The following is a 9,824-nucleotide window of genomic DNA, read 5'->3' as shown; positions in this document are numbered from 1 at the left end:
CTCCCACCTCCCGCACACCCGCGCCCCAGGGTTCGCGCCACCGGGCGTGTCCGCTTCGCCGACGCACCGTGTACGGACCGATGGTCCTGGTGGAGACCAGCGATCACCGAAGGGGGCCTACTTCGAGTCCCCCGGCGAGAGCATGGTGATCAGCGGTCCGGACAAGGTCAGCGCTTTCGGGCTGCGGTACGGCAGGCTGCGGACGCAGGCTCTGAACGCGGAGGAGTCTGCTCGTCTCGTCGAGCGCGCAGCGGGAGAAGCATGGGTGCCGACCGGCCCCGGAAAGAGCCCGCCGACCTGACCTGGCGCAAGAGCGGCCACAGCGGTACCAGCGGCGGCGAGTGCGTCGGGGTGGCCGCCGCCCCCGAAACCGTCCACGTCCGCGACTCCAGGGACCGGCGCGGCCCCGTACTCCACTTCCCCGCCGACGGCTGGGCCGCGTTCGTCTCGTACACGGCGAAGCCCTGAACAGCGAGGACGGTCCGCCTCCTCGGCCCCGTACGCCCTCCGCCGGGCGTGTCAGCCCGCGGCGCGCGTGTAGGTGAGGATCACCGCGCCGCTGTCGAGGACGGTGTGGTCGGTGAGTGTCCAGGCACGCGGATCGAAGGAGGCCTTGCGGGAGAACATCGGGATCCCGTCGCCGATGGTCAGCGGAGCGACCTTGAGGATCAGCGTGTCGATCTCGCTGTAGAGGGAGCCGGCCAGTTCGGCGCCGCCGATCAGCCAGATGTCCTTGCCCTCCTGTCGCTTGAGTTCCCGGACGGTCGCCACCGGGTCGTCGGCGACGAGCTCGACGGCCGGGTCCGGGCTCTCGGTCATGCTCCGTGAGAAGACCAGATGGCGCAGATGGGGGTAGGCGTCGGTGACCCCGGCCGCCAGGCCGATCTCGTAGCTGCGTCTGCCTTCGAGCACGGTGTCGAAGCGTGTGCCCTCCGCTGTGACGGACAGCGCCTGCCGGGCCTGCGCGGGCAGTGTCTCCGGGTACTCGGCCACGAGGTGCCGGATGTAGTCCTCCGCTATGGGCCAGAAGCCGTCCGGGCCGGTGGGGTCCGCGCCGTCCGGGCCCGCGATGAAGCCGTCGGGGGTGATGGCGACGTAGTAGACGAGTCTGCGCACACTGGTTCCCTTCCATCGGTCCGCTGTCGCGGTGCGGCCCGGGCCGCCGGGTGGCGTGCCGGGGTTCGGGGCCGCTCGGCGATCATCGCACCGGACCGGTCACGCGGGTGCCGTTCCGCCGAATCCCACGGGCGTTCGCGCAGCCGTCGGCCCGGCCCGGCGCGGCGGCAGAGCCGTGAACGGCCGGCCTGCGGTTGAGTACGGGTACTCATGTCCCGGTCGGTGTGCCTCTCCATGGTTGAGGTATGCGCACCACACCCCGGAAGGGAATCTCACGCGGCAACGACGCCCTGGTGGCGGTGCTGCTGCTCGTTCTGGACGCCATCGTGATCAGCGTGCTGTTCTACCTCGTCGTGGTGTCGTACGGCTTCGATGCGGTGCCCGACCGGGAGGCAGCGGCCGGTATGGCCGCAGCGGCCTGTGCGGTCTGCGCGGTCGGTGCGGTGCTCACGGCCGTACCGGCCTTCCGAGTGGGGGCATGGATCACCTTCACCGTCCAGACCCTGGTCCTCGGCGGCTCGGCCCTGTTCTCCGCCCTGCTCGCCGTGTGGTGAACTTCCCTCCGGCCGGAGCCCCGGCGGCCCTCCGCCGTCTCACAGCCCTGGGGGGCGGGGCGGTTCGTCGGGTTCCCCGCCGCCTCGGCGCAGGATGCTGATCATCCCGTTCGGTTCGAGGTAGGCGCGCCGGACCTGTGAGACGTCCTCGATCCCGTGCAGCCGCAGCTGGGTCATGATCTCGCCCTCGGTCATCATCTCGCGCCGCATGACCTTGCGGCTGAGGCGGCCGTCCTCGATCAGCGGCCGGGGGCGGGACTTGATGACGCGGGCCAGGCGGGGCCACCGGTAGGCGGCGGCGTCCAGTGCCAGGCTCCAGCAGACGACCGTGGCGGCCAGCAGGACGCCGTCCGCGATGGAGCTGCTCTTCCCCACCAGGCCGGGGGCGACCGCCTGGCCGACCAGCACCACGAGGAAGACGTCGGTGATCCCGAGGCCGCCGGCCTCGCGCTGTCCGGCGACGCGCACCATCGCCATCAGCAGCAGGAAGGTGACCGTGCCCCGCAGGAAGAGCTCCAGAAGGGGGACGCTGGGGGCGAAGAGGGTGTTCCAGTCGGGCATGCACCGAGACAACCACCGTCCCTGCGACCACCCCGTCCGCGACGCGCGGCGGTCCCGCCCTCCGAGCGGAGGACGGGACCGCCGGCCCGTCGCGGGCGGGCCTCTCGTCAGACGACCCGCTGCATCGCCTTGCGGTGCCGCTCGGCCATCGCGGCCCCGGACTCGCGACGGGCCATCCTGCGCAGGACGGGCGGCGCGAGGAGCAGTCCGGCGACCGCCCAGGCGCCCAGTACGCCCACCGTCTCCAGGTACCGCCAGGACTCGCCGATCTCGGCGGCGACCGCCACGTCCGGCAGCAGCGCGGCACGCAGGCCGAGGCCGAGCCAGTACACGGGGAAGACCTGTGCGACGAGCTGCAGCCACTCGGGCAGCTCCGTCAGGGGGAAGTAGATCCCGGAGATCACCACCAGCCCCATCACCGGGAGCATCAGCAGCCCGATGGTGCGCGGGCTGGTGACCAGTGAGCCGATGACGGCACCCGCCGGCAGGGTCGCCAGGAGGCCCAGCGGCACCACCCACACCAGCGTCAGCAGTGCTCCCCCGCCGCGCTGGGCGACTCCGTCGACCATGAACACACCGACGGCGAAGGGGAGCGCCATGGAGACCAGGGCCGTGCCCGAGACCATGACGACCTTGCCGACCAGATGGCCGACCATGCCGTGGGGAATGGCCTTGGCCCGCAGCAGCGTGCCGTCCTCGCGCTCGGCCGCCAGCAGCTGCGCCGTGGTCATCACCCCGGTGAACGCCAGCGTCATCCCCAGCATGCTCGGCAGCATGAACGCGCCCGCCGAGATGCCCGCGCCCTCCAGCGCCTCGTCCCCGACCAGGAACAGCGGCACGATGAGCAGGATGGTCCAGAGCACGTACCCGAACACGTCCTGGCCGCTGGTGAAGGTCTGCTTGAGTTCCGTCCAGCCGCGCCGCAGGCCCGTCCTGGCCGCGTACCACACCGGGTTGTTCATCGCGTTCCCTCCCCGAAGGCGTGTGCCGCCTGCTCGTCGGTGACGCGGCCCGCCTCCAGCTCCCGCACCATCGTCAGATAGGTGTCCTCCAGGCTCGCCCGGCGCACCTCCAGCCCGCCGATCGCGTCACCGTGCTCCTCGAACAGCCTGCGGACGAACCGGGTGGGCTCGGCCGTCGCCTGCTCGAAGGGCTTCCCGTCCCGCGTCCAGCGCACGGTGGCCTCGGCCGACGCCTGCCGGGACAGCTCCGCGGCCGGGCCGTCGGCCACGATCCGGCCGCCGGCCAGGATGAGGATCCGGTCGGCGAGCTTCTCCGCCTCGGCGAGGTCGTGGGTGGTCATCAGGACGGTGGTGTTCTCGTCCGCGAGCCCGCGCACCAGGCCGTGGAACTCGTTCCTGGCCTCCGGGTCCAGGCCGGCCGTCGGCTCGTCCAGGAACAGCAGCTCGGGCCTGCCCACGATGCCGACGGCCACGTCCAGGCGCCTGCGCTGCCCGCCCGACAGGGTCGCGACCCGCTTGTGCGCCTGCTCGGTCAGGCCGACGGCGGCGATGAGCTCGTCGGTGTCCCAGGGGCGCCGGACGAGGTCGGTGGAGTACGGCGCGTAGTAGGCGCCCAGGTGCTCCAGCAGCTCCCGCACCCGCCACTTGCCGTGGTCGCGCCAGGACTGCAGGACGATGCCCAGGCGCGCGCGCCACCGCTCGTCCCCGTGGGCCGGGTCGGCGCCCAGTACGGTCACGTCGCCGGCCGAGCGCATCCGGAAGCCTTCCAGGACCTCGATGGTGGTCGTCTTGCCCGCGCCGTTCGGGCCCAGCAGTACGAGGACCTCGCCCCGGCGGGCGGTGAACTCCACTCCCTTGAGCACGTCCTGGGTGCGGTAGCGCATCCGCAGGCCGCGCACGTCGATGACCGTGTCGCTGTCCGGCGGCGGGCTGCCTCCGGCTCCGGTTCCGGGTATGGCGTGGTCGGCCGTCATCGGCTCTCCCCCGTCTCTTTCGTGGTCCGCTCCGCGGGGTCGGGGCCGGAAGGCGGTGCCCGCGTCCGTGGTCATGGGACGCGCTGTGCGGCCGTGGGTGCCCGTCCGTGCCCTCCCCGGACGGGCACCCTACCGAACGGCCCGGCCGCACTCCTCGGCGAGCGGCGCGGACCGCCCGTCACGGGCGGGGTCCAGGGTGATGTGCGGGGACAGCGCGCGCAGGAAGTCCGGCGCGTCGAAGACCGCTCCGGCGGAGGCGACACCGACCGTCCTGGTCCGTCCCGTGAGGATGCGGTCGACCGCCTCCACGGCGAGCGGCGCGGTGACGGCGTAGATGTCCCGGCCCCTGGCCACGGCGCGCCGTTCGACGCCGCCGGAGCGTACGACGGCGTCGACGAGGAAGGTCTGCGCGGACCGCCCGTGCTCGTCGGCCGCGGTCGGTGCGGGGGTGTCGGGAGCCGACACGTCCCTGGCCGCCTCGACCGTCATGTACGTACGCACCTCGGGGACGGGCAGGTGGCTGGGAACGGTGACGACGTCGGCCATCGTGAACTCCCCGATGACGGCCCGGGTGCCCAGCGGCTCGGGGAAGGTCCACTCAAGGGCGGGCGGGGCGTCGTGGCGGTACTCCAGTCGTCCGTTCGCGTAGCGGACGCGTCGGCCGCCGCGCCGCTGTCTGGAGACCGCGCCCGCGGCGCGCGTTCCGGCGGTGGGACGCCATCCGCTCAGCCCGTACGCGATGTGCACCTCGTCGGCCGCCGTCCAGTCGCCCATCGCGGCGGTGACCAGCAGGTCGCCGAGGCCGCCGTAGAAGGCCATGGCGGGGACGACCACCGCTCCCGCGGCTCGGGCTCGCTCACCGAAGTGCGCGAACGTGTCGGCGTTGGCCTCGATCTCGGCCGCCACGTCCACATACGGGATCCCGGCGCGCAGTGCCGCCTCGATCACGGGGGCGGCGGTCGTGGCGAAGGGCCCGGCGCAGTTGATCACGGCCGCCGTGCCGGCCAGCGCGCGGTCGAGCGAGACGGCGTCGTCGACCGATGCGGGGCGGGTGTCCGCTCCGGATCCGGACTCCGCCACCATCGCCTTCAGCCTGTCGGCGTCACGGCCGGAGAGGACCGGGACGAACCCGCGCTCCCGCAGCCGCTCCACCACGAAGCGCCCGGTGTGCCCGTACGCGCCGTACACCGCCACCTCGGATCCCGATCCCATGGGTCCCCCCGTACTCGAATGATCCACCGTGTTCCGTCGTGGCCATCCTGTCGGGGCCGGACATCCCGCACGAGTGTCCGGAACGACACGCCCCGTACAATTCCGGACGTGGACACTGTCGCCCTGGCCGTCACCGACGGAATGCTTCATTTCGAACTGGCCCTGGCGTACGAGGTCTTCGAGGCCGCTCCGGTCGGTGTGGCGGGCCCCTGGTACGACCTCGCCGTCTGCGGGCCGGGCCCGGTACGGGCGGGCCGGTTCCTGCTCTCGCCCGACCACGGCCTCGACCGGCTCCCCCTCGCCGGCACCGTGATCGTCCCGGGCTGGGCCGATGTCGACGAGGAGCCGCCCGCCGATCTGGTGGACGCGGTGCGCGCGGCCCACGATGCGGGCGCACGCCTGGTCTCACTGTGCACGGGCGCCTTCGTGCTGGCCGCCGCGGGCCTGCTGGACGGACTGCGCGCGACCACGCACTGGGCCCACACCCGGGCTCTGGCCACCCGCTACCCGCGAATCGAGGTGGACCCGGACGTCCTCTACGTGGACAACGGCCATGTGCTCACCTCCGCCGGCAAGGCGGCGGCCATGGACCTGTGCCTGCACCTGGTCCGCCTCGACCACGGCTCGTCGGTCGCCAACGCGGTCGCCCGCCGTCTGGTCGTACCGCCGCAACGGGACGGCGGGCAGGCCCAGTTCGTCACCACACCGGTGCCCGCTCCGGCGCAACACCCCCTCGCCGAACTGCTCCCCTGGGTGCTCGAACGGCTCGACCGGCCGCTGACCGTGGAGGATCTCGCCCGCCGGGCACGGATGAGTTCGCGCAACCTGGGCCGCCACTTCAGGGCCGCGACCGGCACCACCCCGCTGCAGTGGCTGCTAATCCAGCGGATCCGCCGCGCCCAGGAGTTGCTGGAGACGACCGACGAGAGCGTCGAGACCGTCGCGGCGGCCACCGGCATGGGCACCGCCACGACGCTGCGCCGACACTTCAACCGCACGATCGGCGTGCCCCCGGACACCTACCGCCGCACCTTCCGCTCACGGCCCCGGCCCGGCACGCCCCGGCCCTGACGGCGGCGGCCAGCCGCGGGCGGCACCGCGAAGGCCCCGAGCGGGCACCCTGCCGAACGCCCCGGCCGCACCCCTCAGCGGGCGGCGCGGCCCAGGAAGTCCTCCCATGCGGCCGGGGAGACGGCGAGGACCGGACCGCCCTCCTCCTTGGAGTCGCGGACGTGCACGGCTCCGGGCCGGTAGGCGACCTCCACGCAACTATCTCCCTGGGAACCGCTGTGGCTGCTCTTGAACCAGTTCAGCTCGCTGCCGGCGCTGCTCATAGCTCTCCTCGCATCCGCTTCAACAGTTCGACCGAGTCCGCCGGGGACAGGGCCTGCGAACGCATCCTGGCATAGCGCATCTGCATGAGGCTGACGTCTTTCGGCCCGGCTACGAGCTGGCCGGTCTGCTGCCCCTCCGCGTATCCGATCCACCTGTGCTCCCGCGTCTCCATCAGCTGCATCGGGCCGTCCGTGCCCGCGTGGTGGGGCTGGCGCAGCGGCATGATCTGGATCTCGACGTTCCACAGCCGCGCGCACTCGATGAGGTGGTCGAGCTGCTCCCGTGTGACCTCGTCCCCGCCGGTGCGGCGCAGCAGCACCGCCTCCTCGATGATGAAGCTGAGCGCAATCGGCGGTTCGCGCCGCAGCAGCTCCTTGCGCGCCAGCCGCGCGGCGATCCGCTCGGCCAGTTCCTTCTCGGTGGGCGGCGGCGGGACGTCGAGCATGACCGCCCGCGCGTACGCCTCCGTCTGGAGCAGGCCGGGCACCACCCGGCACTCGTAGATGCACAGGGTCACCGCTGTCTTCTCCAGCTGCGCCCACAGCCGGAACCACGCCGCCAGTCCCGGCTGCCGCGCCACGTTCCGCGCCGCCACACGCAGGACGCCGAAGGCGTCCAGGATCTCCTCCGCCCGCTCGACGAAGTCCTCGGGCGGCATACGGCGGCCCTGCTCGATCGAACTGATCGTGTGCGGCGAGTAGATCACCTCCTCCGCGAGCTGCTCCCGGGTCAGCGCGGCGCGCTCGCGGAAGACCTTGAGTACCGCCCCGAAGGTCTTCAGGCTGTCGGACGTCCCGGGTCCGCCGTCGATGTTCGCCATGAGTGGCCCCCTCGTCGCACATGTCGTGGATGCGTCGTACATGTCCAACGAGGTCGTAGGGGCCGGGTGCTCGTACGCCGCGGGGCCACCGCCCGTACACGCCAGCCTGTACGCGCCGCCATCGTGGCGTGGGGCGCCGGCGGCCCGGCACGGTGGACGCATGACACCGACGACAGCCGCCGCGTGCACCGGACTCCCGCCAACCGCGACCGCGCCCACGGCGCACTTCGGCCCCGCACCTCATGGCGTGCGCTTCTCTTCGGGGCGCCGGATGAGGCCGCGGCCGCATGGAGGCTCCGGAACCGCTTCCCGCCGGTTGGCCCGAAAGCATGTTCCTCAAGCCGTTTTCCCTCACTACAGTTGCCGCGTTTGCGCTGGTCAGCGTGGCCGGGCACTGGATCCGGCCGGAGGGGTGGCAGCTGTGGACAGGCCCTGGGAAGCCGATGCCGGAACCGGTTTCAGGAGGAGGATCGGCAAGTCCCCTCAGGAGTTAGGGGTGACCACGGACAACCCCGACTGTCCCGACATCTGGGAGCTCGGGAACGGGGACATCGCCGTCATCGGACGGGACCTCACGGAATCACTCGGAAAGAACCTGCCGGCCGGTGTGTCGATCGGAGCCGACGAGCGGCTGGTGGTCATCCCCAGGAGCATGATGATCGCGGCGAAACCGGATATCCCCAATGTTTGAATCGTTCCCGGCAGGTGAATCAGTGCGCCTCGACCGGAAGAAGTACCACGAGGACTTCTACCGCGTCTTCGAGATCGGGATCCGGGAGTTGAGGAAGCTCGAGCGCGGCCAGCACTTCAGGGAACGCGGCTTCCCGAGCTGGGAGGCCTTCGATTCCGGGGAGTGGGAGAAGGCCCTGTCCCTCGTCGAGGAGAAACGCGAGGCCTATACGCGGCAGTTGCGGGAAGCGGAACGCCTCGGGGTCCGGCAGCGCCGCCTGCGGGTGGTGGAGTTCCCCGTCACCCCGTATGTGCAGTGGGAGTTCTTCGTCCTCCGCCTCAAGGTGGAACTGGGCGACGAGATCAGGGCGATCGACGCCCGCGCCATCGCGGAGGTCGAGCGCGAGAGGCCCGTGCCAGAGGTCGTGATCCTCGGGGACCGGAGCATGTACGAGGTGGTCTACGAGAACGGGGACGCGGCGGGCGCCAGGCGTTACGCCGATCCGGCGCTGATCGCCGAGACGGCGGCCGGTTTCGACGCGCTCTACGAGCGCGGCGAGGAGTTCACGGAGTTCTTCGAGCGGGAGATCGCCCCGCTGCCCCCGCCCGCCGTGGGGCGCCGTGTCGCCGCCGGGCACGGGGCGTCCCGGACCTGACCGCTACCGCTCCGGTTCCCGCCTTCCGGGCCGTTCAGGCTGCCCGGGGCGTCCCGCCCAGGCGTCCAGCCAGGCGAAGGCGTCGTCCTGCACGCCGGGGGTGAAGACGTGGCCGAGACCCGGGCGGGTCTCCGTGTGGAGGCGGTCCTCCGCGTGCTGGGAGCGCCAGACGGCGCGCAGCTTGCGGTACGCCGCCTCCACCCCGGCGGCGGTGAACAGCGGGTCGTCCGAACCGCCCGTCAGGTAGAGCGGTTTGGGCGCGGCGATACTCGCCACGTCGGGGATGTCCAGGTGGCGTGCGAGGCCCGGGTGGAGCATGAAGTAGGCGGACTGGCCGCGCAGGGCGTTGTCACCCGGGACCATCATCTCCTTCAGCCCCGTCATCCAGCAGGCGGCCACCGCCGCGCGGATGTGGCCGGAGAGGGCGGCCGCCTGCCAGGCCCGGTAGGCGCCCATGGAGAAGCCCAGCGCCGCGATCCGTCCCGCGTCCACCTCGGGAAGGGAGGCGAGGAAGGCGGCGGCGCGCTGGTCCTCGCGGGCCATGAGGCCGGCCGGTGAGGAGCCGAGGTTGAACAGGTTGGCGGCGAGCGCCTGTTGGCTCTCGTACGTCAGTCCCGAGCGGTCGCCCCAGCCGGGGGCGTCGACGGCGAGTACGGCCCAGCCCCGGCGGGCGAGTTCGTCACCGACGAAGCGCCCACCGAAGCATCTGCCGACCCAGGCGCGGGCCGAGGCCAGGCGCTCCCGGTCGTACCAGGGCCGTACGAGTTTCTCCTTGCCGATGTCGAACCGCGAGCCGTGGTCGTGCAGCAGCAGCACCGTCGGGTGCGGGCCCTGACCGTCCGGCACCAGCATCAGCGCGCGTACCCGGCTCAGGCGCGTCAGGTTGAACAGGACGGTGCGGCGGCGGTAGCCGTCGGCGTGCTGCTCGTCGGTGGTCTCGGGGGCGAAGGGGGTGTCGTCCGGGG

At 72.1% G+C, this 9,824-nt stretch carries 13 protein-coding genes; 5 read left to right on the top strand and 8 right to left on the bottom strand.

Annotated features, from left to right (window positions below; translation table 11 throughout):
- Positions 1 to 261: 261 nt before the first annotated feature.
- Positions 262 to 468 carry a DUF397 domain-containing protein gene (locus L7D48_RS20665; protein ID WP_237881223.1) on the top strand — a complete coding sequence of 69 codons (207 nt, stop codon included), beginning with the start codon at positions 262 to 264 and terminating at the stop codon, positions 466 to 468.
- 51 nt (positions 469 to 519) lie between these two features.
- Here the strand turns inward: L7D48_RS20665 and L7D48_RS20660 are convergent, their stop codons facing one another.
- Positions 520 to 1,116 carry a dihydrofolate reductase family protein gene (locus tag L7D48_RS20660; RefSeq protein WP_237881220.1) on the bottom strand — a complete coding sequence of 199 codons (597 nt, stop codon included), beginning with the start codon at positions 1,114 to 1,116 and terminating at the stop codon, positions 520 to 522.
- A 245-nt stretch (positions 1,117 to 1,361) separates the two neighbouring features.
- Here L7D48_RS20660 and L7D48_RS20655 point away from each other — a divergent pair, with 245 nt between their 5' ends.
- The gene (locus tag L7D48_RS20655; RefSeq protein WP_237881218.1) at positions 1,362 to 1,670 is read left to right on the top strand and encodes a transporter; all 309 of its coding nucleotides are present in this window, start codon (positions 1,362 to 1,364) and stop codon (positions 1,668 to 1,670) included.
- Between the two features lie 39 nt (positions 1,671 to 1,709).
- On the opposite strand, the gene L7D48_RS20650 is transcribed toward L7D48_RS20655, so the two are convergent.
- From L7D48_RS20650 to L7D48_RS20635, 4 genes are all read right to left on the bottom strand, one after another.
- A complete protein-coding gene (locus L7D48_RS20650) occupies positions 1,710 to 2,231 on the bottom strand; it encodes a DUF421 domain-containing protein (RefSeq protein ID WP_237881216.1) in 522 nt (173 codons plus the stop codon).
- Between the two features lie 107 nt (positions 2,232 to 2,338).
- Positions 2,339 to 3,193: an ABC transporter permease gene (locus L7D48_RS20645; RefSeq protein ID WP_237881214.1), complete on the bottom strand. Its 855-nt coding sequence runs from the start codon at positions 3,191 to 3,193 to the stop codon at positions 2,339 to 2,341.
- A complete protein-coding gene (locus L7D48_RS20640; RefSeq protein ID WP_237881212.1) occupies positions 3,190 to 4,167 on the bottom strand; it encodes an ABC transporter ATP-binding protein in 978 nt (325 codons plus the stop codon). Before L7D48_RS20640 ends, L7D48_RS20645 begins: the two co-directional genes overlap by 4 nt.
- 129 nt (positions 4,168 to 4,296) lie before the next feature.
- Complete coding sequence (locus tag L7D48_RS20635; protein ID WP_237881210.1) at positions 4,297 to 5,379, bottom strand: trans-acting enoyl reductase family protein; 1,083 nt, start codon at positions 5,377 to 5,379, stop codon at positions 4,297 to 4,299.
- 108 nt (positions 5,380 to 5,487) lie between these two features.
- Between L7D48_RS20635 and L7D48_RS20630 the strand changes: the two genes are divergently transcribed.
- Positions 5,488 to 6,450, top strand: a complete 963-nt coding sequence (locus tag L7D48_RS20630) for a helix-turn-helix domain-containing protein (RefSeq protein WP_237881208.1) — start codon at positions 5,488 to 5,490, stop codon at positions 6,448 to 6,450.
- A gap of 74 nt (positions 6,451 to 6,524) precedes the next feature.
- Here L7D48_RS20630 and L7D48_RS20625 read toward each other — a convergent pair whose 3' ends face one another.
- Together L7D48_RS20625 and L7D48_RS20620 are read right to left on the bottom strand one after the other, a co-directional pair.
- Positions 6,525 to 6,713, bottom strand: coding sequence for a DUF397 domain-containing protein (locus L7D48_RS20625; RefSeq protein WP_237881206.1), 189 nt, complete (start codon positions 6,711 to 6,713; stop codon positions 6,525 to 6,527).
- On the bottom strand, positions 6,710 to 7,534 hold the full coding sequence (locus L7D48_RS20620; protein ID WP_237881204.1) for a helix-turn-helix transcriptional regulator: 825 nt from the start codon (positions 7,532 to 7,534) through the stop codon (positions 6,710 to 6,712). The genes L7D48_RS20625 and L7D48_RS20620 overlap by 4 nt, the downstream gene beginning before the upstream one ends.
- Before the next feature lie 421 nt (positions 7,535 to 7,955).
- Between L7D48_RS20620 and L7D48_RS20615 the strand changes: the two genes are divergently transcribed.
- Both L7D48_RS20615 and L7D48_RS20610 read left to right on the top strand, forming a co-directional pair.
- Entirely contained in the window at positions 7,956 to 8,225 is a 270-nt protein-coding gene (locus L7D48_RS20615; protein ID WP_237881225.1) for a hypothetical protein, read from the top strand.
- Positions 8,218 to 8,859 carry a DUF6879 family protein gene (locus L7D48_RS20610; protein WP_237881202.1) on the top strand — a complete coding sequence of 214 codons (642 nt, stop codon included), beginning with the start codon at positions 8,218 to 8,220 and terminating at the stop codon, positions 8,857 to 8,859. Before L7D48_RS20615 ends, L7D48_RS20610 begins: the two co-directional genes overlap by 8 nt.
- A 3-nt stretch (positions 8,860 to 8,862) precedes the next feature.
- Here L7D48_RS20610 and L7D48_RS20605 read toward each other — a convergent pair.
- Positions 8,863 to 9,824 (bottom strand): dienelactone hydrolase family protein (locus L7D48_RS20605; protein WP_237881200.1); only part of this gene is annotated, 962 nt, incomplete at its 5' end.

It is taken from the genome of Streptomyces sp. ICN903, assembly GCF_022015835.1.
Taxonomy (GTDB): Bacteria; Actinomycetota; Actinomycetes; order Streptomycetales; family Streptomycetaceae; genus Streptomyces; species Streptomyces fenghuangensis.
Note: the sequence above shows the minus strand (reverse complement) of the source record. Positions and strands in the feature narration are given on the sequence as shown.